The sequence below is a fragment of the Clostridium sp. KNHs214 genome, from assembly GCF_000744935.1.
GTDB lineage: Bacteria > Bacillota > Clostridia > Clostridiales > Clostridiaceae > Haloimpatiens.
This window is the reverse complement of sequence record NZ_JQMW01000014.1, coordinates 106553-132697: the sequence shown is the minus strand read 5'-3', so window position 1 is coordinate 132697 and position 26145 is coordinate 106553. Positions and strand designations below refer to the sequence as shown.

Below are 26145 nucleotides of genomic sequence, written 5' to 3'. Positions count from 1 at the left end.
AGGAACTATGTGAGATGTAAATAGCTACAAAAGAAAAATATGAGCCTGCAACTATAGAGTTTTATAGGAACTATGTGAGATGTAAATAAAAATACAATGATGATGATTCATAACCCTTGGACAGTTTTATAGGAACTATGTGAGATGTAAATTTGTGAAAATAAATCTTTTTCATTTCTACTAATTGGAGTTTTATAGGAACTATGTGAGATGTAAATGCATCTATACCGAATTCATTGGGCGTGTACTGTCCAAGGTTTTATAGGAACTATGTGAGATGTAAATTAAGTTTCTATTTGCCTAACCCGATTTAGTTCTTCAAGTTTTATAGGAACTATGTGAGATGTAAATATTCAATATGTCACCAGAAACAATTAAACTAGATTCTAGGTTTTATAGGAACTATGTGAGATGTAAATGTGCTACTATAATATTTCCCCATCATCGTATAAAAGTTTTATAGGAACTATGTGAGATGTAAATACTTACAAAGAATAGTAGTAATGTTGAGAATGAGGAATGTTTTATAGGAACTATGTGAGATGTAAATTGTGCTAAAAGTAAAATATTATATGGATTATATAAAAGTTTTATAGGAACTATGTGAGATGTAAATATACTGGAACTAATGGTTTATTTAATACTGTATTAACGTTTTATAGGAACTATGTGAGATGTAAATTTTGGAATAAAGTCTAAAAGAATATAATCCTACCACGTTTTATAGGAACTATGTGAGATGTAAATTTGTAAATCTAACATATATAAACATTTCTCTAATGGTTTTATAGGAACTATGTGAGATGTAAATTACATCCATCAATTTAATTATTTATCTCTATATCGTTTTATAGGAACTATGTGAGATGTAAATGCATTAAGCCCTATAACTTCATTTACTTCTAAAACGTTTTATAGGAACTATGTGAGATGTAAATGCAAATGCTAAGAACATTGTAAACGCACAAAAAAAACGTTTTATAGGAACTATGTGAGATGTAAATAAATTATCACCGACATATCCAGCGTCGGGATTCTTTATGTTTTATAGGAACTATGTGAGATGTAAATTCTTTTGAATATACAGTAGCAAAATTGTCTTCATTTACTAGTTTTATAGGAACTATGTGAGATGTAAATACCACTAAATCAAATTTAATGTTATGGTTATAGGCTGTTTTATAGGAACTATGTGAGATGTAAATTCCTTGAACATTTCATAATCATTACTTTCATAAGCTCCGTTTTATAGGAACTATGTGAGATGTAAATATATACCGTATATTATAACTCAAATCAATTCACATTATGTTTTATAGGAACTATGTGAGATGTAAATTTATTTTCTACATATTCAGCTACTACAGTTTTTGTAGTTTTATAGGAACTATGTGAGATGTAAATCTGTTTTTAATTCGCATATTCCATGTTTGGTTTTTTTGTTTTATAGGAACTATGTGAGATGTAAATACAGGAAATGAAGAACTTTTCAAAGAAATGTCAAGCGAGTTTTATAGGAACTATGTGAGATGTAAATAAAATTGGGCAGAATGAAACGGATATAACAGGCGGAAGTTTTATAGGAACTATGTGAGATGTAAATTATATATTAAGTATTAAATAACTCTTATAATACTATGCGTTTTATAGGAACTATGTGAGATGTAAATATACTAATATGACTATAAAAGAATTAAAACATTTGGTTTTATAGGAACTATGTGAGATGTAAATGAAGTTGCAATACTTTTTAAAGCTAATAAGGGAAAAGTTTTATAGGAACTATGTGAGATGTAAATTATGTTTTTAAAGATAATAAAGTTATAAAAATAAATACGTTTTATAGGAACTATGTGAGATGTAAATGCAAAACTTTCTTACAATTAGCACAAAACTTATCTTTAGTTTTATAGGAACTATGTGAGATGTAAATATATATCTTATTTGCATTCCTGAAGCTGATACTTGGTTTTATAGGAACTATGTGAGATGTAAATAGAATTAATTAAGAGCGGGAAAAGTGTTGGCGATGTATTGTTTTATAGGAACTATGTGAGATGTAAATGACATTTGAAAGAATTCATAAATTTCACCCCCTTTCAAAGTTTTATAGGAACTATGTGAGATGTAAATAAGATTGTCCAGCTTCAGCGTATCCAGCCTTAGCTAAGTTTTATAGGAACTATGTGAGATGTAAATACTAATCCTGGACTGCAAAAAAGAACAGAAGCTGCAGTTTTATAGGAACTATGTGAGATGTAAATCAACATTCATCTGAGTCATAATTATGAACCTTTTTGTTTTATAGGAACTATGTGAGATGTAAATATTCTAAATTATCATTATACTTTTGTTTTATTGATTGTTTTATAGGAACTATGTGAGATGTAAATTGAAATCTATTGTGTTCTTTATTGTGGCACTGCTGGTTTTATAGGAACTATGTGAGATGTAAATTGTTATCGTCAACGTTCTTTTTATTATGCAAAAAAGTTTTATAGGAACTATGTGAGATGTAAATTTATTTTGTATATCTTTTAGTGTTTTAGCTTTATTAGAAGTTTTATAGGAACTATGTGAGATGTAAATTAGCTTTATTTCCAGTTGGTTTGCTTAAATTTTCTAGTTTTATAGGAACTATGTGAGATGTAAATGCCAATGCTCCACCTACAACTGCTCTACCTATACTCAAGTTTTATAGGAACTATGTGAGATGTAAATGTGGATTTCTTTAAAGTTTCTAACTGTGTAGCATTTTGTTTTATAGGAACTATGTGAGATGTAAATAGAGATTAATACTTACAAGCTTATCATCCTCGTACTGTGTTTTATAGGAACTATGTGAGATGTAAATATAATTAAGATACCATACTATCATCATGGTGTCAAGTTTTATAGGAACTATGTGAGATGTAAATTATTCATAAAAATCATGATTAACTTTTTTAATTTTACCGTTTTATAGGAACTATGTGAGATGTAAATAAACACACTTATACGCTCTCTAAAGCTTATATATTACGTTTTATAGGAACTATGTGAGATGTAAATTTTAATAAAAAGTTAATTGTAACTGGGAAAGTTGATAGTTTTATAGGAACTATGTGAGATGTAAATTACGGTATATTACAAGGTGGAACTAAGGATATAGATGGGTTTTATAGGAACTATGTGAGATGTAAATAAGTATAGGGAGATATTTAGTGTTAATACGGGCGGAAATGGTTTTATAGGAACTATGTGAGATGTAAATTTTTAATTCCTAGTGCAGACTTAAAACTATTATTATCGTTTTATAGGAACTATGTGAGATGTAAATAAACTTCACCTCATTTCTTTTGTTTTATCGTTTAACCGTTTTATAGGAACTATGTGAGATGTAAATAGTATGGAAACCTAGACGAAAGAACAGTACAAGTAAGCCGTTTTATAGGAACTATGTGAGATGTAAATGTGCGTGAACAACAAAAGTTTATCACTTCATATCTTTAGTTTTATAGGAACTATGTGAGATGTAAATCAATAATAGAAATTATCTACGGTACCATGCACCAAAGTTTTATAGGAACTATGTGAGATGTAAATTTATATCCCTCCTTCGCCACAAGTATAGGCGCCACGTTTTATAGGAACTATGTGAGATGTAAATTAAATTTAATTGTAGTTTTTAATCAATTTCGGATTCGTTTTATAGGAACTATGTAAGATGTAAATCAATTACGATAAAATTTATTTGACAAGTACGGAAGTAAGTTTTATAGGAACTATGTGAGATGTAAATCATCCCTTATAAACAAACTTGTGGACCGTCTAACCCATTGTTTTATAGGAACTATGTGAGATGTAAATTTGCTTCGAAGTAATTTAAGCGCATCAGCTTTATTTTGGTTTTATAGGAACTATGTGAGATGTAAATGAATGTTGGGAAAAACACTTGGAAGAGGAAAAAGAAAGTTTTATAGGAACTATGTGAGATGTAAATGTTACATTTGAACAATATCCGGATGAACTAATTGTAAGTTTTATAGGAACTATGTGAGATGTAAATTGAATTTAAACATTATATCTTTAGCTTCCAATGAATGTTTTATAGGAACTATGTGAGATGTAAATCTACGTGGTGTCATTAATTTTATAATTTCGTCAGTATGTTTTATAGGAACTATGTGAGATGTAAATAAATAAGTATTTTTTAATTTTAACATTGTTTAACCCGTTTTATAGGAACTATGTGAGATGTAAATTTTTTTCACCCCCTTAACGCACAAAAACATGGGTATGTTTTATAGGAACTATGTGAGATGTAAATAATTTCCGATAATAATCAAAATTCCAAAATTTATTACGTTTTATAGGAACTATGTGAGATGTAAATACTTGAAGGATTACTTAATGTAGTAGTTTCATTTTTGTTTTATAGGAACTATGTGAGATGTAAATTATAACAAGTATTAAATAACTCTTATAATGCTATACAGTTTTATAGGAACTATGTGAGATGTAAATCTGCACTGCTTAACATTCTTAAATTTCCTTAAGTCGTTTTATAGGAACTATGTGAGATGTAAATTGTTTAATCTTTTCTTCATAACCCTGTTTTATTCTTGTTTTATAGGAACTATGTGAGATGTAAATTATTTCTTATCAAAGTCTTTCATTTCTTTAATCTCAGTTTTATAGGAACTATGTGAGATGTAAATAGAGAATTATCTGATAATGAAGGATTGAATTTGTCTGTTTTATAGGAACTATGTGAGATGTAAATTTTGCTATATCTGCAATGCAAGCAACCGCAGAACCAAAGTTTTATAGGAACTATGTGAGATGTAAATGCAATATAATCAGATGGAGTGGGTAATTCCACTCCAGTTTTATAGGAACTATGTGAGATGTAAATTATTTTCTCTGAATGCCACCTCGTCCAATATTATTTTGTTTTATAGGAACTATGTGAGATGTAAATCAGTATATTCAGACGATAATGTTAAATGTTGTTTTAGTTTTATAGGAACTATGTGAGATGTAAATTTGAGTCATTTACATTTATGCAATCGTACAATTCCTTTGTTTTATAGGAACTATGTGAGATGTAAATTGAATTTAAACATTATATCTTTAGCTTCCAATGAATGTTTTATAGGAACTATGTGAGATGTAAATCTACGTGGTGTCATTAATTTTATAATTTCGTCAGTATGTTTTATAGGAACTATGTGAGATGTAAATAAATAAGTATTTTTTAATTTTAACATTGTTTAACCCGTTTTATAGGAACTATGTGAGATGTAAATAATTTCCGATAATAATCAAAATTCCAAAATTTATTACGTTTTATAGGAACTATGTGAGATGTAAATACTTGAAGGATTACTTAATGTAGTAGTTTCATTTTTGTTTTATAGGAACTATGTGAGATGTAAATTATAACAAGTATTAAATAACTCTTATAATGCTATACAGTTTTATAGGAACTATGTGAGATGTAAATCTGCACTGCTTAACATTCTTAAATTTCCTTAAGTCGTTTTATAGGAACTATGTGAGATGTAAATTGTTTAATCTTTTCTTCATAACCCTGTTTTATTCTTGTTTTATAGGAACTATGTGAGATGTAAATTATTTCTTATCAAAGTCTTTCATTTCTTTAATCTCAGTTTTATAGGAACTATGTGAGATGTAAATAGAGAATTATCTGATAATGAAGGATTGAATTTGTCTGTTTTATAGGAACTATGTGAGATGTAAATTTTGCTATATCTGCAATGCAAGCAACCGCAGAACCAAAGTTTTATAGGAACTATGTGAGATGTAAATGCAATATAATCAGATGGAGTGGGTAATTCCACTCCAGTTTTATAGGAACTATGTGAGATGTAAATTATTTTCTCTGAATGCCACCTCGTCCAATATTATTTTGTTTTATAGGAACTATGTGAGATGTAAATCAGTATATTCAGACGATAATGTTAAATGTTGTTTTAGTTTTATAGGAACTATGTGAGATGTAAATTTGAGTCATTTACATTTATGCAATCGTACAATTCCTTTGTTTTATAGGAACTATGTGAGATGTAAATTTGGAAAGTTTGCATTTCTAAACTTTTCAAGCTAGTGCTGTTTTATAGGAACTATGTGAGATGTAAATCCAGAAACTCTCTACAATCCATTTCCACGCATCCAATCCGTTTTATAGGAACTATGTGAGATGTAAATATGATTAATAATGCTAAAAATAAAAATAGTAGTATTGTTTTATAGGAACTATGTGAGATGTAAATCATATTATTAAATAAATAATATTATCAACTATTTACTATGTTTTATAGGAACTATGTGAGATGTAAATAGGAGAAAAGGATATAAACGAGATAAAGGATAACCGTTTTATAGGAACTATGTGAGATGTAAATGAGCAATAGAATCTATAGAGAAATATAAAGAAAGTGTTTTATAGGAACTATGTGAGATGTAAATTAGATATCTTTCCATAGAAATGTGCAACCCTAAAAATCGTTTTATAGGAACTATGTGAGATGTAAATAACTAAAGAAAGTCGCACGACTTAAAAGTAAATCTAATGTTTTATAGGAACTATGTGAGATGTAAATCCAGAAACTCTCTACAATCCATTTCCACGCATCCAGTTTTATAGGAACTATGTGAGATGTAAATTCAAAACAATAATTAATAAACTCTAATAACCTATAACCGTTTTATAGGAACTATGTGAGATGTAAATCATTAATCGTATACTATAATCATACCAAGCAACACAGTTTTATAGGAACTATGTGAGATGTAAATTCAAATTTAAAATTTTTGAACTACAAACTGTTTCTATGTTTTATAGGAACTATGTGAGATGTAAATTTTGAACTGTCTACAACTATTACAGACAAATTCAATGTTTTATAGGAACTATGTGAGATGTAAATTTGGATAATCCTAGAATACAGAAACTACTTGAAACCCGTTTTATAGGAACTATGTGAGATGTAAATGAAAATAAATATGTTATTAATGAAAACAATGTCCCTTGTTTTATAGGAACTATGTGAGATGTAAATTATTAATTCTGAAATTTTATTCACTGCAGTTCTCTGTTTTATAGGAACTATGTGAGATGTAAATTAAGAGAGATATTAAAAAACATTGTACCGGTGATTTAGTTTTATAGGAACTATGTGAGATGTAAATTAAAGACATATATGAACGTGAGAATGGGCAGTTGCCGTTTTATAGGAACTATGTGAGATGTAAATATCTCTCTATAACTTCAAATGCTCTATCAATATCATCTGTTTTATAGGAACTATGTGAGATGTAAATTTAGGAAATCTTATTTGCATTGGAGAAGTAATACATGTTTTATAGGAACTATGTGAGATGTAAATCCGTACCAACCCCAGCCACCATTCCAATTAGGAACTAGTTTTATAGGAACTATGTGAGATGTAAATCATTTTATATATTTCACTATGTGTAGCTTCCCAAAATTCGTTTTATAGGAACTATGTGAGATGTAAATGAGTTTGATATCGAATGTAGAGAAAATACATTAGCGTTTTATAGGAACTATGTGAGATGTAAATCCAGCTGGAGTTTGTTTTATGAAAACCTCTCCATCAGTTTTATAGGAACTATGTGAGATGTAAATTAAATCATCAGCCTTTAATATTAGAGTAGGCTTTGTTTTATAGGAACTATGTGAGATGTAAATACCGTTCAAGCTATTTTAATTAAATTTTAATAACATGTTTTATAGGAACTATGTGAGATGTAAATAAACAATAAACTTCAAAATATTTATATAGATGATGTAAGTTTTATAGGAACTATGTGAGATGTAAATAAATTACTTAAAAATTATTATGAAGATACAATTAAGTTTTATAGGAACTATGTGAGATGTAAATTTCTTGAAAGATCAAAAGATAATGAGTCTAGTGAACGTTTTATAGGAACTATGTGAGATGTAAACATACATTCTTGATAAGGCGAACTACTACCATCAGCTCCTGGTTTTATAGGAACTATGTGAGATGTAAATTTATGATAAAGAATATAAAAAAGGTGAAGTATTTGAGTTTTATAGGAACTATGTGAGATGTAAATTACAGAAAAAAGATACGTCTATATGCAAATCTTTTTCGTTTTATAGGAACTATGTGAGATGTAAATAAGACTAATTAAACTAGAAAGGAAATCAGATGTATCGTTTTATAGGAACTATGTGAGATGTAAATTATGCTTTTTGATATGCTTTAGTAGCATTAAAATAGTTTTATAGGAACTATGTGAGATGTAAATTTCTCTCTATTACAGTAACTGTTAAGACTTATTCCTGTTTTATAGGAACTATGTGAGATGTAAATTGTGTTAGATTTAAAATTATCTCATGCAGAGCTTACAGGTTTTATAGGAACTATGTGAGATGTAAATCTGCAAAATGTCATATCAACGGTTAACTTTCTTTTGTTTTATAGGAACTATGTGAGATGTAAATGTTGATATAATATATCTTTAGTTTCACATTCTAGCGTTTTATAGGAACTATGTGAGATGTAAATTCGTATATATCTTCTTGTTTTTCTTCCTCTGGAATGTTTTATAGGAACTATGTGAGATGTAAATATGGTAAACATCGCTATCTTTTTTATAGTAGTATGGGTTTTATAGGAACTATGTGAGATGTAAATCCTTACCTAACTTTTTATAATAATTAAATAATCCAGTTTTATAGGAACTATGTGAGATGTAAATTTTAACTTCTTTACCTAATAGATAGATTATTAAGAGTTTTATAGGAACTATGTGAGATGTAAATACCTTATCAACTAGAATACTTACTTGTAGGATGTCGGGTTTTATAGGAACTATGTGAGATGTAAATAATGGAATAACTCGTGAGCAAATGATGGATTATATAGTTTTATAGGAACTATGTGAGATGTAAATTATTATCATTAATCATTAACAATGCTCTCTATCTGTGTTTTATAGGAACTATGTGAGATGTAAATCTGCAAAATGTCATATCAACGGTTAACTTTCTTTTGTTTTATAGGAACTATGTGAGATGTAAATCTGTTAACAATACAAATTCTTTTCCACAAGTCCTGCGTTTTATAGGAACTATGTGAGATGTAAATATAAAAAGTCCGCCTCTAGCACTGTAGAATTAACTAGTTTTATAGGAACTATGTGAGATGTAAATCAGATTAAATTTGCAACTCCTATTAGTAGAAATGTGTTTTATAGGAACTATGTGAGATGTAAATATTTGCGTTAAATAAGAGATAGACTATTCTAGTTCGTTTTATAGGAACTATGTGAGATGTAAATTGATTTTCATGGAACTCTGGATTATACCTTAATCTGTTTTATAGGAACTATGTGAGATGTAAATTGAACAAATACTGGCACCACTTCCGTTGCATCATCGTTTTATAGGAACTATGTGAGATGTAAATTCATTACCCCTCCTAACATCTTTTAAGTACTTCCCCGTTTTATAGGAACTATGTGAGATGTAAATTTTTATAATGACAGTAGGAATAAGAGATGAAATAGTGTTTTATAGGAACTATGTGAGATGTAAATGCTAACTCTTGCTGGATAATTTCATCCTGGGTATCTATGTTTTATAGGAACTATGTGAGATGTAAATTTTAGTAAATTTAATCAATTTAATGTTGCATTCATTTGTTTTATAGGAACTATGTGAGATGTAAATGTAGAAATAGCTAGTGTTTTACAAAGTGTTTCTTTGTTTTATAGGAACTATGTGAGATGTAAATACTATATTACCTTGTTTATCATAATCATCAAGTTCCGTTTTATAGGAACTATGTGAGATGTAAATAATAGTGTAGCTCCACCAGAAATGAAATTGTTATATCAGTTTTATAGGAACTATGTGAGATGTAAATACTGCAATGGGTTGGAAATCTATAAAATTACCTAAGGGTTTTATAGGAACTATGTGAGATGTAAATTTAATTTTTAGAACTTTATGTTGAAGATCATCCCTTACCGTTTTATAGGAACTATGTGAGATGTAAATTCAAAAACAGAATCGCAAGTGGAATGGTTAAATAGTTTTATAGGAACTATGTGAGATGTAAATTCAGAAGCTAGTTTTAATTCAGCTTGGTGTTTTTTCAGTTTTATAGGAACTATGTGAGATGTAAATATTTATATAGCAAGTACCTGTGCATTTTAGTACGTAGTTTTATAGGAACTATGTGAGATGTAAATACACACCTAGCAAGCTTACAAATATTATCTTAAGCGTTTTATAGGAACTATGTGAGATGTAAATACTAATTTTTCATAAGCCCAGTTGCGAGCAATTTTTGTTTTATAGGAACTATGTGAGATGTAAATGTTTCTCCTTCTGCAGGAGGTGTAATTTCAGTTTTTTGTTTTATAGGAACTATGTGAGATGTAAATCACTCTATTATTAAAGTTTCTTCCTTCCCTTGTAGGGTTTTATAGGAACTATGTGAGATGTAAATGCGTGTCAAACAACTTAAATGATACATACTTGAATTGTTTTATAGGAACTATGTGAGATGTAAATAGTGTTTTTCCCTACCACACCATCTGCTGCAAAACCGTTTTATAGGAACTATGTGAGATGTAAATTTCCAGCTTCATCCATAATTATTAAAGAATCTTCAATGTTTTATAGGAACTATGTGAGATGTAAATTTTTCTAAAGTTGGTTTATTTTCCTTTACTGGTTCTACGTTTTATAGGAACTATGTGAGATGTAAATGTAGCTAGTGCTTTAGGAGTTAAAACAGAGGAACTATTGTTTTATAGGAACTATGTGAGATGTAAATACTGCAGAAGAAATTAAATCTAAAGAGGCTAAAGGTGTTTTATAGGAACTATGTGAGATGTAAATGGAAGTAACACGATAACATTAAGTAAGAGTAGTTGTGAGTTTTATAGGAACTATGTGAGATGTAAATACTAGATCATTAACTACTAAGAACATAGTAAACATAAGTTTTATAGGAACTATGTGAGATGTAAATTATGCTCTTAGGAGACATGAAGAACCGTATAAACCGTTTTATAGGAACTATGTGAGATGTAAATGTGGAGAATTATAATAAATTGGAAGGGGGTGGCTAGTGTTTTATAGGAACTATGTGAGATGTAAATTTGTTAAACCACTTTCCTTTGTAAAATTAAACATATTGTTTTATAGGAACTATGTGAGATGTAAATATTAAAATAGTACAGGGGTGTTATGAAGTAGAAGTGTTTTATAGGAACTATGTGAGATGTAAATTATAAAGCCTATGAAGCTGATGTAATAGACTTAGCGTTTTATAGGAACTATGTGAGATGTAAATCAGCGTTAGGCTATGTTATATTTTAGGAGGAATGCAGTTTTATAGGAACTATGTGAGATGTAAATCTTTTACCCACCCCCATAATCCGAAGAATAGCGAGGTTTTATAGGAACTATGTGAGATGTAAATTAACTAATGTTCAATTAGGGATAGACAGTAGCATAGTTTTATAGGAACTATGTGAGATGTAAATGAGGATGTAGAAGCACAATTATCAGATACTGAACAGTTTTATAGGAACTATGTGAGATGTAAATGATGAAGCATTCTGTGTATTTTAATAACTGTGTTGTTGTTTTATAGGAACTATGTGAGATGTAAATCCAGTCTGCTTGTCTTTAAGCATATATTTAAACATCGTTTTATAGGAACTATGTGAGATGTAAATCTGTGTGGCACATTATAAGCAACCGTAAAAGTGAACGTTTTATAGGAACTATGTGAGATGTAAATTGTTTTGTTAAATCAATTACAACATCACTCATAGAACGTTTTATAGGAACTATGTGAGATGTAAATAAATGAAAAAGCATCAATCGCAATTAAAGTTAGCAGGTTTTATAGGAACTATGTGAGATGTAAATTTGTGAAAATAGGTCTTTCTCATTTCTGCTTATCGGGTTTTATAGGAACTATGTGAGATGTAAATATGGGAAGAATTAAGTATTATAAACTCTGCAACATGTTTTATAGGAACTATGTGAGATGTAAATTTGAAATTACAAAAACCTATTGTGCCCTCAAATATGGTTTTATAGGAACTATGTGAGATGTAAATAAATAACAGTGAAGCACATAATAAACCACATAGTTCGTTTTATAGGAACTATGTGAGATGTAAATGAAATAGAAAGATTGTTGAAATATGAATTTTCAGGAAGGTTTTATAGGAACTATGTGAGATGTAAATGTTAATGCACCAGTAGGAACAGTATGGATATAAGGGTTTTATAGGAACTATGTGAGATGTAAATTACGCCACGAATGTCTCCTGTAGCTTCATCTACTTCAACGTTTTATAGGAACTATGTGAGATGTAAATTCTTATCGATTCTGTAGTGCGACCAACTCTGGTCTCAAGTTTTATAGGAACTATGTGAGATGTAAATCTGAAAGTATAGGAAATAGCATGAAAACAATTTTTACCGTTTTATAGGAACTATGTGAGATGTAAATTGTATTACTATTAATTTTATATTCTTGACCATCTAGTTTTATAGGAACTATGTGAGATGTAAATTTTTAAATTATTATAGAAAGGAAGTAGGAGGGTGTGGTTTTATAGGAACTATGTGAGATGTAAATGAAAGTTTCTTATGATAATTTAAATAAGCAAACTAGTTTTATAAGAACTATGTGAGATGTAAATAGGGGAAAAACAGTAGTATCACAAAGCTTATCTTCGTTTTATAGGAACTATGTGAGATGTAAATACAAATATATTAGGAAGTTTTCAGAGATTTCGCACCTAATTCCAGTAAAAGTTTTATTTTTACTGGAATTGTATTTTTTTACACTTAATTAAAGGGCTGGTAAGCCCACAGACCGATAGGTCGCAAAAATAGCTACACTTTCCCCTACTCCATGAAACCTTAATAAATAATTTCCAATTTTATTTTTATTTTAAGTTTTCACAAAAAGTGGGTTATCACAACTATCTTCTATAATAAATCTTTCATCTCTTATGTCTTCAATAATATCTATCTGAAGCATGCGTTTCTTTCTAAAATTACGTATACATCTAAAAAAATATAATTGCATTAAATTAAATGCTATTAGTATAAACATCAATATAGTTTCTACGCCCGTAGGGCTATGAAGAAAACAATGATCTAAATGCCATTCTGTTTTTAACTGATGAAATGCATTATTTTCAATGTCCCATCTCTTATGCATTATCTTCCATAAGGTTTCCACTGACGTTAATTTATCAGTTGTTATAATCCATGCCTCTTTAATTTCTATTTTATCTCCATTATGTATTTCTTCTATAAATTTTATAAATCTTACTTTTATTTCTGAATCATGCATTTCAAAATTATCTTCATCCCAAGCTTTTATCTTTATATAATTGTCACTTTTTTTATTAACCCTCCATTCTTTATCTGCCTCACGGCATTTAAATAAAGCTAATGCATCTTTTACAATATGAAGTCGTTCATCTTTAACCTTTACTACTGCATCCATTCCTATAGAGAGTACTTCTTTAATCCAAGGTGACTTACAATACAAAGCATCTGCTACTATTATATCTGCAAAGTGATGATACTCTTTATAAAGTCTTCTAATTAGCCTTTTACCACCTGTGATTTCACCTTCATCTTTATCTGAGCCATCTTGCTGTCAAAGGTATTTTTGTTTTAACTAATTTTCTGCAAATCCTCCTGCCATTTCAGCTTAACTGTCCCCACTTTTCCATTTCTATTTTTTGAAATTATGTTTTCTATTATGTCTTTTTCTTGGCTGTCTTTATTGTAGTAGGCGTCTCTGTAGAGAAACATCACTACGTCTGCGTCTTGCTCTAGGTTTCCGGATTCTCTTAGGTCAGAAAGAAGGGGCCTGTGGTTTAGTCTGGCCTCTGGAGCTCTTGATAGTTGAGAGAGGGCTATTACGGTTACATCTAGTTCTTTGGCAAGCAGCTTTAGGTTTCTAGAAATTTTGCCCACATCAATGCTACGGTTTTCACTTTTTTCACCGGAGTCTATAAGTTGTAGATAATCTATGATTACTAGGTCAAGCCCCTTTTGTAGTTTTAATTTTTTACATTCATGTTTTATATCCTTTAACACAAAAATGCTGTCATATATGTGTAAGGGGCAGGAGCTTAGGGAGCTGGTGGTATTTATAATGTCTAGCCACTGCTTGTCTGTAAGTGTGGAATGTTTTATGTGGTCACAGGAAATGTCGGAGCATATGGAAAGGGCTCTTTCAAGCACGTGCTCCTTGGACATTTCTAGGTTGAAAAAAGCAACTTTTTCCTTCTTTCTTAAAGCCACATTTAAGGCTATATTTAGGGCAAAGGAGGTTTTTCCCATGGAGGGCCTTGCAGCTAGTAAAATAAAATCTTTGTAGGACAGGCCGCCTATCATGTAATCAAGGTTTTTATAACCAGTAGATATACCTCTTATGCCGCCGCCTTTTTTATACCTAAGCTCCATGTTGTTAATTACGGATTCTAGGGCAGGTATTAGGTCACCTTGGTCTTGCTTTTTTACATTTTTTAGTTTGAAAAAGTTTTCTTCCATATAATCCATGACTTTATCTGAGCAGGAATTTTCTTTTTCAATAAGCTTCACGCCTTTTGTTATAAGGAGTTTTAGCTTTCTGTTTGTGGATTTTTCCTTTAAGGTAGCTGCGTAATGATTTATATTAAATGTTGGTAGGGCACTGGATATTATGCTACTTATGTAGGAAATGCCACCGGCATCTACCAGGGATGAGCCTAGTTTTTCACAGAGGGAGGTTATTTCTATAGCTTTATTTTCCTCAAAAATCTTAACTGCAGCGGAAAAAATCAATTTGTGCTTTGCATCGTAAAAGTCTTCAGGTTCCAAAGTGCTCATAACTTCTAACATGTAATCATTTTTTAGTATTATTGCGCCGAGAAGTTCGCTTTCCATTTGAATGTTATAAAACTTATTCATTTTTTAGCCTCCTATTGGTTGGTATTTTCATTTTGATTGTTATTTTCGGATTCAGTGAAATCTACATAGTCATAGGCGGCTGCGTTTGGAATGCAGTAGGGTTCTTTGAAGTCTTTGTTTTTACTCTGCTTTTCATTCCACTCCTTTTGGTAATTTTGTACTTGGGACTTGGATTTAATGCCGAGAGAAATCCAATTGTTTAGAATGCAATTAATATAGCTCATACTTCTAGCGTTGTGATTTACGGCCTCAAAGATAGCTATTTCTATGGCCTTTGGTTCTATGTCCTTTGACCAATCAGAAAGTTTTGCATATTCTAATGGGGTTATAGGATGGATGTTGCTGCTAAATAGATTTATAAGGTTTTTAAATTCAGGGTTCATTTTCTCTAAGGCACTGCTAGATTCTAAAGTCATAAGAGGATTTTCGCCTTCAGTATTAGCTTGGCTTTCCTGCATTAAAACATTAATAGGTTCTTGGATTCTATCAGTAGTAGTTTCTTCTAAGGAACCAGCAGGATTATTAGTTTTATTGGAAGCCTGGAAGGAGTTTGCTTGCAAAGTTTTATTAAGTTTAACATTGGCACTGTCTGAAGATTTTAAAGTGAGAGCATTTGAAACATTAACAGTGTTTGAAGTATTGTTTGTAGTATCTATAGTATTTGACACATTGGTTGAAGTGCTATTTTTTATAGTATTTATAGCCTTTGGCACATTGGTTGCAGTATTGCTTTTTATAGCATTTATGGTCTTTGAAACATTGCCTGAAGTGTTATTTGCTGAATTATTGTTTAAAGAATTGTTTACAGAATGTTCCTGAACGCTTAAAAAATTTAGTTTTGTGCCTTGAAATAGCTTGTCTAAAGGATATCCTTCAGCTGTACAAATATTATAGAATTTCTGTAGAAAGTCTTTATTTATAACTTTTTTAAGCTCACCGTTTAAGCTTTTTATGTTGTTTGGGCTGTTTATGAAGTTTTCTCTTATCCAATTTGTTATCATAAGTTCCTTTGAGCTTTCACAGTATTTTATATAGCCACATTCAGTGAGTTTATTTAAAAGATTCTCCACTTCTGCTTCAGCAAAGCCAGTTTCAAAACTCATGGTTTTCTTGGATATTTGATAAATGCCACATTGATTGGTGTTAGGGTTGGTCATCGTGTATATATAAAAATATTTTTCTTCAGGGGTAAGTTCCACTATAAAAGCATCTCTCCAAAAATTAATATAAAACATTCTAAATACTGCCATGTCTATCCCTCCAAATAAATTTTATGATTAACCTACAAAAAGGTACAATGCTATGGAATTATGAAAGTCATTCCAGAGAAATTTCATAATTCCAGTAATGTAATGTTTTTGCGGGATAATCATTTTATTTTTTAATAAAATAAGGAACCAATAAAATTCTAATGATGTAATGAGCTTTAAAAATAAAATTCATTCTTTAATTATTAGGTATGCAGTAAGGAATGTTTATTACACTTTTAATAAAAATAAAAGTAAATAAGTTTTATCAGAACCTTTTACTATTACAGAAGGTAAAACTTATAATATAAAAATAGAAGCAAGTAAGTTTTATGAGAACTCACTTGCTAGGAAATGTTTATTATACTTCAAATAAAATTTTTCAAAAGCTTTAGCTTATATTTTATTAAAAACTTATGGAGGTGTTTTTGTCATAGTTTTAATTTTAACTTGTGCTTTATGAAAGTTAGCCTTAGTTTTTTTATTATGCTACTGGTTATTTTAATTAATGTTAATCTTTTCTATTATTTTGATGATTATTTTTATTAATTTTATTCTCTTTATTATTATTATTTATTTATATTATTTTTTTATTTTAATAACATGGAAGGGGCTTATAAGGGGGTAGAATGAGTAGAATGAGGGGACAGTTAACAACTTTTGGGTTATTTATTACATTTCCATTATTATAAAATATAAATTATAAAAATAATCTGTACATATAGTATAAAACCAAAATCCAGAATATGATGCAGGAGAATGTATATTGTTTAGAATTTTTAAATTTTCTAAATAGCCATATTCCAATTATAGAATTAAGGAGTAGAGCTGAGAAAATTATAAGCATGATATAAATTTCATAGATTTCTGAGTTTGATATATCAGAATATGAAAAAAAGGGATATATTAAGAAAAGTAAGCTTCCAAGGTAATAATAAAAAATCTTTCTTCTTCTTGCTAATTTTTTAGCTGTATCATCCATACCTGTATACTCTAAATAAGTGTTTCTAGAAAATAATTTCATATATTTTTCGTGTAAACTGATATTTTTGCTAAATAGTATGCCTAAGAAGATTAAAATAAGTCCGAATACTATAAGTGCTGTTTTGATATTTAAGATTAATATTAGCATTAATAGAAGTGTTCCAAAGATTAGCCTAATTAGAGTGCTCTCTAAAAAATTACCCATTTTGCCCCTCCTAAATTTGTTAATTTATCTATAGTATAACATTTATTATAGTAAATGTTAAAAAACATGTATTAATATAGATTGATACTAGCAACATTAAAATATACATATGGATTAAAAATTTCTATTAATAATGAAAAATTGTTATACAAGGGGGAAGTTAAAATGGGTTTTGATGAATGTGCTAAAAATTGGGATACAGAAAAAAGAATTAGTAGAGCAAAGATAGTAGCTGAGGAGATAAGTAAGTCTATTGATATTCATAAGGAATATTCTGCTATGGAGTTTGGATGTGGGACTGGTCTTGTGAGTTTTAATCTTTATGATAAATTTAAAAAAATTACTCTTGTTGATTCATCAAAGGGAATGATAGATATATTGAATTCTAAGATTGATAAATATAAAGTAAATAATATGATTGCAAAGAATGTAGATATATCCTTTAAAAATTCATTGGATATGAAGTTCGATGTTGTTTATAATTCTCTGGTACTTCATCATATTTATAATACGGAGGAAATAATAGATAAGTTTTATGAATTAATTAATGAAGGTGGTTACTTGTGTATAGTGGATTTGGATGAGGAAGATGGTGGCTTTCATAAAAAATATCCTGATTTTGATGGACATAACGGATTTAATCAAGAAAAATTAAAAGACATTTTACTTAGGGCTGGGTTTAGTGATGTAGAGTCCCATACATTTTTTTATGGTGAAAAAATTATAGAAGGGGAGAGGATCGATTATTCATTATTTTTGATTAAGGGGAGAAAATAAAGATAGATATTAATTTATTTTTCAATATTAATATTAAGGATTATTACAAATTAATTTCAATAGCTTCATAGGAATTATTATATGTAATAATGGGGGACGGTTAATGGCCATTGTTAGATTCAATATCAAAATGGTATTAACCGTCCCAATAAACTTAAAATAAAAGGAGAGGACAATTTTTCTTCAACTGTTTACCTATAGGGTACATTCAAATAAACAATAAGTCAGTGATAGTTTATTTTGTGTAATACTACGTCAGTAGAACCCGCTGATAGTATTACTAGCTACGGAAGCTGCTTCCTCGTATGACACAAAATATACTATCATCTTTGACTTCTTATTTCTTTCATGTACCTAATTGTATTTTAGGCATTTGAAGTTTTTATATTATTTATAGTAAATGTCTTAATTAATCAATAGCAATATGTGGCATTGCTATTTAGGAAATTGAGATTTTATAAAAATTATGGTGTTACCTATAGCTATATTTAAAGGTATTTTTCATAGAAGATAGTACAATGTCCATTTTCTTATATTTTTTTGCTTCATTTATAGCTTCTTTTAAATATGTTTTGCTCATTTCAAGTTTATTTATAGCATAAAAACCTAATCCAATATCATTATATATTTCAGAAGAATATTTCTTATTTGGAAGTTTTTCATATTGGTTTAAATAAAAAATACACTTTTGCATATATTCTTTTATATTTTTGATATCATTTATTGCAATATAAATTTCTAATATATTGCACAATGTAACAAGATACATTTCTATATTATTTTCGCTTAAAGTTAATATTTTTTTGTGTACTTGTAGAGCAGCAGAATAAAATTTTTTTTCTTTAAGGCAATTAGCTTTTAATATAAGTATACTTATTTTTTCAAATAGGTAGAAATTCAATTTATTTTGAAACTTATGTTCAATTTCTTCAATTTCTTTTAAAGCTGAGTTGTAGTCTTTTAGATTTTTATAGGCTATGATACTGTTATATTTAAGCTTATATTCTTGCTCCTCTGGAATGTTATTCATGTAAGTATAGGCTAATTTAGTGAAATGTAAAGTTTCTTTATATCTTCTTAAATTGTTGCAGCAATAGGTGATGTCAATAATTAAAACTATTAATTGAAGATTATCAAAAAGGTAGTTAGAATTTTCAAAAGCTATTAAAGAATAACTATATGCTTTATTGAAATTACGAGAAGTTTTAAATATTTTACCTAGCTTTGTATATATTGCTGTTTTTTCTTTTTTTAATTTATATTTATCTAGTAAGTTTTGGATTTCATCTAGATCTTTTTGAAATTCATTTTCAAATACTTTCTGCGGAGTGGAATTTAAGAATTTAATAAAACAATCACATATTTTTTTTGCCTGGCACTTAGGTGATTCTAGTAAGTATTTCAAAGTAACGTCGCATCTTATAGAGCGTCTTTTACATATCTTATGTAGGTTTTCCATTAAAATTTCAGCAGTAGCTTTTGTAAGGCCAGTCTTATCAGTTTCCAGCATACTTATCATATTTCTTGTAAGTCTATCTCCGCTTAGCTCATATTGCTTTATGTTATATTTTTTTCTTATGTCTTTAAGTTTTTCTCCTGCTGTAATAATTTTAGTATTCATAAGATCTTCTCCTTACTATATATTTTATCTAATTAAAGTATACTAAAGAATTCTATAGAAGTAAAGATAAATCCTTTACTTTTATAAAAATCAATGATACAATATATGTAAAATAAAGAATAATTCACTTTCATATTTGCATTTAATTATAAAATATATAAGGAGGAGATATTATGAAAAAAGTAATAAAAACTATGGTATTGACACTATGTACAATAGCCATTTTCAATAATGGGACAAGGATTGTTAATGCAAAGACTTTGGATACTAAATCTAAAAATTTAATATCTATTAACAGTCAAATAAAAGCTATTAATAATAGTATTGATCCAGACTCAATAGGAAGCTAATGAAAGTAAGGAAGTTACATTTACTTTAATAAATTATGTGGCAATATGAAATAGTTGGTAAATTTACTGATTATTTACTGTAACAGTTATGCTAATATGATACCTGAACATTTTCGCCTCAAAAAACTTAACTTCTTAAATTTAAGAAGTTAAGTTTTTTTTATTGTCTATAAATAAAAAAAGCTTAGCTAGTGAATGTTTATTTGAAGTTCTTATATTATATTTTTTTCTTATATCCATAAGTTTTTTGCCTGCTGTAGTGACTTTAGTATCCATAAGTTTTTCTCCTTACTAAATATTTTATCTAATTTTAAGTGTACTAAAGAATTCTTTTTAAATAAATTAAGAAATCTTTACTTATTGTTAAATGGATGATACAATATATGTAAAATACAAACTATTTACTTTAATGGGTATATTTTAATAGAGTACTATATTCTATCCAAATATCAAATCATATATTCTTCATTGCTTGAAGTACTAATCCTTAAAATCAGAGTATAAAATCTTCATTATTTATATACTCTAATTTTAAGGATTACTGTAGTGGATGTCCTATATCAATAAGAAAAGTAGAAGGTATTGACATAGTACCATAGATGTAAAGAATGTACTATGAATTAAATAGGAGGTTTTTAGATGCTAGATTTTATATATTATCTTATTAAAGTTATAGTATTATGTATAACTGGACCTATCATTACTTTTATTCACGAATTAGGACATGCTATACCAGGGTTATTATTAACTGATGGTGATGTAACAATTCAACTTGGAGAGAAAAAGGGGCTTAATGAATCTAAAACAATAAAGATTAGGAGATTGAAAATAAAATTCAATTTTCATAATTGTTTTAGAGGAATAACTTTTTGGTCTGATTGTGATATAAGCGAAAAAGATTATTTTATTATAATTTTATGGGGTCCACTAGCAAGTTTAATAGTATTTATATTGCTTTTTTTAATTAATCTTTTAAGCCCAATAGAATTAAGAAAATTTATTAGTGTGATTATTCTTTATGATCTTTATTTATTAGTACGTTCATTAATTCCTAGAATTGATCCTTATGGTTTAGGTGAAGGAAACTTAACTGATGGATATAAAATAAGAGAATATTTAATAAGCAAAAATAAAGTATAGTTTTAGTAAAATGATACAATTAAGAATAATATTCAAGTGAATTTGGCATTAAGTGATGGAGAAGTATTGGAGATTTGCAAGTAGTTAAACTTGAAAATCTTGATAAAGCAACTGCCAACTTCATTGAAAAATTTATTTTAGATACAAATGCAATGGCTATTATGATTTCCCATCATTTAAGTGATGAAATTAAACAGCAACTAGATGGAGTAGTAAAAATTTCATAAGATTTATGAAATATTAGAGATAGCATATGTATGATAGAAAAAAAGGGGACGGTTAACAACTTTTTATTAAATTCAATATCAAAAGCTGTTAACCGTCCCTAAAACTTTAAACTTGAATTTATATAAGTTTAAAATAAAAGGAGAGGATAATTTTTTTTACTGCTTATCTAATTGTGGTTTTGGTATTTCAAGTTTTTATATTATATATATTAAATATCTTAATTAAATATTTTTACTAAATGCAATGTAAAAATACTATTTCAAGAATAGGGATTTTGTAAAATTCACTATGTCATTGATAGTTTCTCTATCCCCTAAATCATTATAGTATTTAATAAACTCAAATATTAAAGCGTTGTTTATAGGCAGTAAATTAAGAGACATAATTTCAACTAGCTGATTTTTTAAATTATCCACTTCATCTGTAGCTTTATCATCTGCAGCTATATTTAAAAGTTTTTCCATAGAGGATAGTATGATGTCTACTTTCTTATACTTTTTTGCTTCCTTTATAGCGTTGTTAAAGTACGGTTTACTCATTTCAAATTTATTTATAGTATAAAAGCCTAGTCCTATATCATTATATATTTCAGAAGAGTATTTCTTATTTTGAAGGTTTTCATATTGATTTAGATGAGAAGTACACCTATCAACGTATTCTTTAAGATTCTTACTGTCATTCATTTCAATATAAATTTCTAATATATTACACAATGTAACAAGATACATTTCTATATCATTTTGGCATAAAGTTAATATTTCCTTGTGTATTTTTAGGGCATCAATGTAGAAGTTTTTTTCTTTAAGGCAATTGGCTTTTAAAATAAGGACTTTTATTTTTTCAAATTGGTATGAATCTAATTCATTTTTAAACCTATATTCAATTTCTTCAATTTCTTTTAAAGCTGAATTGTAATTTTTTAGATTTTTATAAGCTATAATATTGTTATACTTAAGTTTATATTCTTGATCCTTTGGAATATTATCCATATAAATATAGGCTAATCTGCTGAAATCTAATACTTCTTTATACTTCTTTAAATTGTTGCAACAACAGGTAATGTCAATAATTAAACCTATTAATTCAAGATCATTAAAAAGATCATTAGAGTTTTCAAATGCTCTTAAAAGATAGGTATATGCTTTATGAAAATTACGAGAGATTTTAAATATTTCACCTAGTTTTGTATATATAATTGTTTTTTCTTTTTTTAATTTATATTTATCTAGTAAACTTTCAATTTCATTGAGAGTCTTTTGAAAGTCACTTTCAAATACTTTTTGTGGTGTGGAATTTAATAACTGGATGAATTCATTACATATTCCCTTGGCTTGATATTCAGGACATTCAAGTAGGTATTCCAATGTGATATCATATTCTATATTGCGATCTTTACATATTTTGTGTATGTTCTCTAGTAAGATTTTGGCTGTATATTTTGTAAGTCTAGCCTTGTCAGTTTCGATCATGCTTATCATGTTTCTTGTAAGTTTATCTCCGCTTAGTTCATATTGTTTTATGTTATATTTTTTTCTTATATCTTTTAATTTTTCGCCTGCTGTAATAACTTTAGTATTCATGAACATTTCTCCTCGTATAATTAATTTAATTATATTATAATAAAAAATAATATAAAAGTAAATAAAAACTATTTACTTATTTTTAAATTAATGATACAATATATGTAAAATAAAAGGTATTTACTTAAATGCATATATTTTACTATTAATAATATAAGGGGGATATTAATATGAAAAAAATAATGAATACTATTGTATTAACACTATCATTGATAGTGCTTCTGAATGGTGGATCAAGAATTGTTAGTGCCAAACCTATAGAAAATCAAAGTAAGTATTTGGTAAATGCTAAAAGTATTAGTAGTTGTATTGATCCAGAACCAACAGGAAAATAAAAAAAAGTAAAAAAATATATTTACTTTCTCAAAATCAAATGATTTTATGTATATAAAAGAGAATTCACTAAGAAAGTAGGTGAAAAAGTGTATGATATTTTAAATGTTTATCTAGAAAATGGACTCAGGGTTATAATGCATAAAATTCCTTATGTAAGAACAATGGCTTGTGGTATTTGGGTAAAGCAGGGCAGTAAATATGAGAATGATGATGAAAATGGATTATCACATTTAGTAGAACATTTAATGATAAATATAGAAAATGATAGTAATCAACGGTTTAAGAAATTAATAAATGAAGTATCTTCAGAAGGAATTGTGTATAATGCAGGGACTACAAAAGAAACTACTTCATATTATTTTACTGGTCTATCAAATATGCTAGAAAAATGTATAGAAACAATATCTACTATAGCTATAGATAATAAAACTTTTGCTAATGAACTTCTGGAAAATGAGAAGAAGGTTGTATCTCAAGAGACTATATCTTTTTACTCTTCATTTAACCAAATAAAAGAAAGAACTAGTCAGGCACTTTGGGGAAATATGGGTGTAGGAAAAATAATAGTAGGTAATTTAGAAAATATAAATAATGCTAAAATTAGTGATATAGAAAATATTATAAAAAATTCTTATACACCTGAAAATTCAACACTTGTAGTTGTAGGTGGTATAGAATATCAAAAAACATTAGATACAATAGAAGAAAATTTTTCAAGGTGGAAAGATACACAGACTAGGAAATATAAAGAAATAGTGGATAGTGAACCTGGTATCTATTTTAATTCTGCTGGAAGTGGAAAAAGTACAGCAATATCTATAGGTTTTAGAACACCATCTTATATGGATGCAGAAAGAACTAATATAGATATTATAGCTAAAATACTGGGAGACACTAGCTTGGAATCAAGATTGGTTCAAGAAATAAGAATGAAAAGAGGACTTGCATATAGCATAGGAGCATTTACAAGTTTTTATGAGAAGAGAGGAACCATTGGTTTTACAGCAGTTTGTGCTAGTGAGTCAGTAAATGAAGTAGTGAAAATTATGATGGATGAATTTCATAAAGTAAAAGTTGAAGGTTTTACAGATAAAGAAATTAATAGAGTTAAAAAAGTACTTGAAACAAGAACCTTACTTGATTTAGATGATTTAACATCACAATTAAAATTTTTAGGTAAATGTACTTCAAATGGTCAATTATTTTCATTAGAACAAGAAATAAGGAACATTAAAAAATCAAATAGCGAGAGTTTACATAAAACAGTTCAAGACATGTTTGTAGAAGAAAAAATGGGATTGGCGGCTATTGGAAACTGTGATGTAGACCAAGTGATTTCATTACTCAAATTAAACTAGGAAATGGAGGAAACTATATGAGTGATATTCCTTGCATATACGATATGTCCTTAATAAGTGAAGAAGATAAACTTAAAGAAGACATATTAAGTGGTAAAGCTTTGGATGTTTTATTAATACTCCTATCAGGATCAAAGACAGTGAAAGAAATATCTAGAGAATTAACTGTACCAAGTTTTTCAGTACAGTTGTATATTCAAAGGCTTATAGAAGCAAAGCTTATTAAGATAATTGATGTAAAGGTTATCGATGGAAAAGTAGAAAAAACCTACGAATTAGCATCTACGGATGTAGATATATTAAATTACCTAAGGAATAATTGCAAAAGTGATGACAGTAAAGATGATGTAGAATTATCAGCTCAGCATTTTTCTTCATTAACTAGGGAAATTATAAGAAATATAAATAACTTTGGTGATAAACCTCATAAAATAAAGGCTTATTTTATAAAAACTGACGAAGAAAAAATGATAGAGTTTAAAAAAGAGCTAGATGAGTTATTTGATAAATATCAAGCTATGGAAAAATTAGATGCTTCAGATACTTATGGATTTATAAGTGTTTTGGCTCCATATAATTTGAAAAAATAATTTTTTTAAATCTTAATATTAAAGCAACAAATATAAGAAATATTTAAGAAAGTAATGATTTATGGCGAAGGGGTGAAATGATGGAGAAGAAAAAAGTAAATGTTAAAATTGAAAAGGATAAGAAAGGATTACCCAAGGATTTGGAAATACAAGACTCCTCTTTAAATGTAGACTCTTCTGAGGAAAGACCGGGGGTTGGGTATGAGATTCTTATAAATCCAACTAATCATTAAATAACATCAAGAATATGATTTTTATAGAGAAGGATGATATATATCCAATTGTGAAAGAAATATATGATGTTAGAAGAAAAAAAGTTCAATCTAGCAGCACTATAAGTATTGAAAAGAATGAAGAAGTTAGTTTATTTGAATATGAAAAAGCGAACTTAGGATATACGGGAGTTTATGAAAGTAAAAACCACTAGCTAGTTAATAATTTAAATTATTATATATAACAAATTAAATAAAATTTAGGGAGGAATATATAATGGAAAACAAAAATGTTGAAGAAAAAAAGGTTATGGCTTTAGGAAAGGAAATGTACAAAGTTGAGAATGGAAGAATTTACATTGAGTCTGAAGAATTAGCAAATGCTATACAAAATGAAGGAATGGACTTATTTGTAGATGAAGAAGCAGCGTCTAATGGACATAGTTGGTGTGGAATAGGCTGTTAATTGTTGGTTATAAAAAGGTACTAAACTTTTAGTGC

Annotated in this window: 16 protein-coding genes, 1 pseudogene and 1 CRISPR repeat array (1 of these 18 running past the window's edge); of the genes and pseudogenes, 10 read left to right on the top strand and 7 right to left on the bottom strand. The window is 28.3% G+C overall.

Going from position 1 to position 26145, the window contains the following annotated elements; translation table 11 throughout:
* A CRISPR array of direct repeats spans window positions 1–12805; the repeat unit is 29 nt; unit sequence GTTTTATAGGAACTATGTGAGATGTAAAT (it extends 2099 nt beyond the left edge of the window).
* Between the two features lie 190 nt (window positions 12806–12995).
* The 4 genes and pseudogenes from CC89_RS20160 to CC89_RS18830 all read right to left on the bottom strand — a co-directional run.
* A pseudogene (locus CC89_RS20160) lies at window positions 12996–13694 on the bottom strand (transposase); the annotation flags it as partial.
* Window positions 13695–13732: 38 nt separating this feature from the next.
* Complete coding sequence (gene dnaB, locus CC89_RS18840; protein WP_035294895.1) at window positions 13733–15016, bottom strand: replicative DNA helicase; 1284 nt, start codon at window positions 15014–15016, stop codon at window positions 13733–13735.
* A gap of 11 nt (window positions 15017–15027) precedes the next feature.
* Complete coding sequence (locus tag CC89_RS19690) at window positions 15028–16266, bottom strand: DnaD domain-containing protein (RefSeq protein WP_051932036.1); 1239 nt, start codon at window positions 16264–16266, stop codon at window positions 15028–15030.
* Between the two features lie 697 nt (window positions 16267–16963).
* Window positions 16964–17452, bottom strand: coding sequence for a hypothetical protein (locus tag CC89_RS18830; RefSeq protein ID WP_035294894.1), 489 nt, complete (start codon window positions 17450–17452; stop codon window positions 16964–16966).
* Between the two features lie 165 nt (window positions 17453–17617).
* Between CC89_RS18830 and CC89_RS18825 the strand changes: the two genes are divergently transcribed.
* Entirely contained in the window at window positions 17618–18229 is a 612-nt protein-coding gene (locus tag CC89_RS18825; RefSeq protein ID WP_035294892.1) for a class I SAM-dependent DNA methyltransferase, read from the top strand.
* Window positions 18230–18701: 472 nt separating this feature from the next.
* Here CC89_RS18825 and CC89_RS18820 read toward each other — a convergent pair whose 3' ends face one another.
* Window positions 18702–19850, bottom strand: a complete 1149-nt coding sequence (locus tag CC89_RS18820; protein ID WP_035294890.1) for a helix-turn-helix domain-containing protein — start codon at window positions 19848–19850, stop codon at window positions 18702–18704.
* Window positions 19851–20023: 173 nt separating this feature from the next.
* Between CC89_RS18820 and CC89_RS20785 the strand changes: the two genes are divergently transcribed.
* On the top strand, window positions 20024–20200 hold the full coding sequence (locus CC89_RS20785; protein ID WP_185750827.1) for a hypothetical protein: 177 nt from the start codon (window positions 20024–20026) through the stop codon (window positions 20198–20200).
* Between the two features lie 141 nt (window positions 20201–20341).
* Here CC89_RS20785 and CC89_RS21330 read toward each other — a convergent pair whose 3' ends face one another.
* Window positions 20342–20476, bottom strand: a complete 135-nt coding sequence (locus CC89_RS21330) for a hypothetical protein (RefSeq protein WP_286161409.1) — start codon at window positions 20474–20476, stop codon at window positions 20342–20344.
* Between the two features lie 363 nt (window positions 20477–20839).
* Between CC89_RS21330 and CC89_RS18815 the strand changes: the two genes are divergently transcribed.
* Together CC89_RS18815 and CC89_RS20780 are read left to right on the top strand one after the other, a co-directional pair.
* The gene (locus CC89_RS18815; protein ID WP_035294888.1) at window positions 20840–21340 is read left to right on the top strand and encodes a hypothetical protein; all 501 of its coding nucleotides are present in this window, start codon (window positions 20840–20842) and stop codon (window positions 21338–21340) included.
* 74 nt (window positions 21341–21414) lie between these two features.
* Window positions 21415–21567: a hypothetical protein gene (locus CC89_RS20780; RefSeq protein WP_185750826.1), complete on the top strand. Its 153-nt coding sequence runs from the start codon at window positions 21415–21417 to the stop codon at window positions 21565–21567.
* 255 nt (window positions 21568–21822) lie between these two features.
* Here the strand turns inward: CC89_RS20780 and CC89_RS18810 are convergent, their stop codons facing one another.
* Window positions 21823–23148, bottom strand: coding sequence for a helix-turn-helix domain-containing protein (locus CC89_RS18810; protein WP_035294887.1), 1326 nt, complete (start codon window positions 23146–23148; stop codon window positions 21823–21825).
* A 170-nt stretch (window positions 23149–23318) separates the two neighbouring features.
* On the opposite strand from CC89_RS18810, the gene CC89_RS20775 reads away from it, so the two are divergent.
* The 6 genes from CC89_RS20775 (at window position 23319) to CC89_RS18795 (ending at window position 26110) form a co-directional block, all read left to right on the top strand.
* On the top strand, window positions 23319–23483 hold the full coding sequence (locus CC89_RS20775) for a hypothetical protein (RefSeq protein WP_207641520.1): 165 nt from the start codon (window positions 23319–23321) through the stop codon (window positions 23481–23483).
* 87 nt (window positions 23484–23570) lie between these two features.
* A complete protein-coding gene (locus CC89_RS18805) occupies window positions 23571–24842 on the top strand; it encodes a M16 family metallopeptidase (RefSeq protein WP_035294885.1) in 1272 nt (423 codons plus the stop codon).
* A 17-nt stretch (window positions 24843–24859) separates the two neighbouring features.
* Window positions 24860–25432: a hypothetical protein gene (locus CC89_RS18800; protein WP_035294883.1), complete on the top strand. Its 573-nt coding sequence runs from the start codon at window positions 24860–24862 to the stop codon at window positions 25430–25432.
* Between the two features lie 80 nt (window positions 25433–25512).
* Window positions 25513–25665, top strand: a complete 153-nt coding sequence (locus CC89_RS20770) for a hypothetical protein (RefSeq protein ID WP_185750824.1) — start codon at window positions 25513–25515, stop codon at window positions 25663–25665.
* 50 nt (window positions 25666–25715) lie between these two features.
* The gene (locus tag CC89_RS20765; protein ID WP_185750823.1) at window positions 25716–25859 is read left to right on the top strand and encodes a hypothetical protein; all 144 of its coding nucleotides are present in this window, start codon (window positions 25716–25718) and stop codon (window positions 25857–25859) included.
* A gap of 62 nt (window positions 25860–25921) precedes the next feature.
* Window positions 25922–26110 (top strand): hypothetical protein, encoded by a 189-nt coding sequence (locus tag CC89_RS18795; RefSeq protein WP_035294881.1) that lies wholly within the window; start codon window positions 25922–25924, stop codon window positions 26108–26110.
* Window positions 26111–26145: the final 35 nt, after the last annotated feature.